The organism is Mycoplana dimorpha (assembly GCF_003046475.1).
Lineage (GTDB): Bacteria > Pseudomonadota > Alphaproteobacteria > Rhizobiales > Rhizobiaceae > Mycoplana > Mycoplana dimorpha.
In genome coordinates this window covers 1,344-2,466 of the sequence record NZ_PZZZ01000021.1, presented here as the reverse complement: position 1 = coordinate 2,466, position 1,123 = coordinate 1,344, and the positions used below count along the sequence as shown (strand labels likewise).

The 1,123-nt window shown below is 60.3% G+C and carries 3 protein-coding genes; all 3 read left to right on the top strand.

Annotated features, from left to right (window positions below; genetic code table 11):
- Positions 1-64: 64 nt before the first annotated feature.
- Positions 65-496 carry an IS66-like element accessory protein TnpA gene (gene tnpA, locus C7449_RS21485; protein WP_108004937.1) on the top strand — a complete coding sequence of 144 codons (432 nt, stop codon included), beginning with the start codon at positions 65-67 and terminating at the stop codon, positions 494-496.
- Positions 493-849 (top strand): IS66 family insertion sequence element accessory protein TnpB, encoded by a 357-nt coding sequence (tnpB, locus tag C7449_RS21480; protein WP_108004936.1) that lies wholly within the window; start codon positions 493-495, stop codon positions 847-849. The genes tnpA and tnpB overlap by 4 nt, the downstream gene beginning before the upstream one ends.
- A gap of 71 nt (positions 850-920) precedes the next feature.
- Positions 921-1,123 (top strand): transposase (locus C7449_RS22305; protein ID WP_245414481.1); only part of this gene is annotated, 203 nt, incomplete at its 3' end.

Below are 1,123 nucleotides of genomic sequence, written 5' to 3'. Positions count from 1 at the left end.
TTTTCCCCCACCTTCCGGATCAGCGTGTGATTGTTGATGTTGTTGCCGAACGAGGCTTCGACATATGACGATTACAGGGTTTACGCATGGCACCAGCGCAGACGTGCCAGTGCAACGGTTTGAAGTTTTCACTGGAGCAGGTCGTCGCCGCGACTGGAGCGACGAGGAGAAGGACCGAATTGTCGCCGAGAGCTATAGCGGCGAGATGTCGGTCAGTGCTGTTGCGCGTCGGCATGGGTTGTCGCCCGGGCAATTGTTTACCTGGCGGCGGCAGGTGCGAAGTCAGGCGAAGCAAGACTTGCCGCCGATGTTTGTGCCAGCGGTAATTGATCGCCCGGCAGAGCCACCTCCGACACGGCGAAAGACGATGACGAGGAGCGCACTTCCAATTGCGGCAATCGAGTTGGAGGTTGGCGGCGTGATCGTCAGGATCGCATCTGGCACGGACAGCGCGACCATTACTGCCGTGATCCAGGCCTTGAAGGCAGCATCGTGATTGGTCCGTCCGGTGCGGTGAAGGTGATGATCGCCACCAAGCCCGTCGACTTCCGCAAAGGTGCTGAAGGATTGGCGGCACTGGTGAAGGCCGAGATGGGTGCAGACCCGTTCTCGGGCACGATCTACGTATTCCGGGCCAAACGCACCGACCGGATCAAGCTGATCTTCTGGGACGGCAGCGGCGTCTGCCTGGTCGCCAAGCGGATCGAGGATGGCGAGTTCCATTGGCCTCGAATGCAGGACGGTGCGATGCATCTGACGGCCGCCCAGTTCTCGGCTCTGTTCGAAGGATTGGACTGGAAACGCGTGCATGCGCCGAGCGAAACGCGCACGCCGATAAAGGCCGGATGACGGGCGCGACCAATTGAATCAGCCCCATTCAGCCTCTCGTTCCGAGCGGCAAAATATGCTGTTCTCGATCCATGACGATGACGGCAGACGAGCTTCCGGATGACCTGAACGCGCTGAAAGCAATGGTGCTTTCGCGCGAGGCAGAGAATGCCCGCCTTCGCCAGATCATCAAGGAATTGCAGCGCCACCGCTTCGGCCGCCGGGCAGAGACGCTTCCCGAGGATCAGCTTCTGCTTGGGCTTGAAGAGGCCGAACAGGTCGAGGCTGCCGGCTG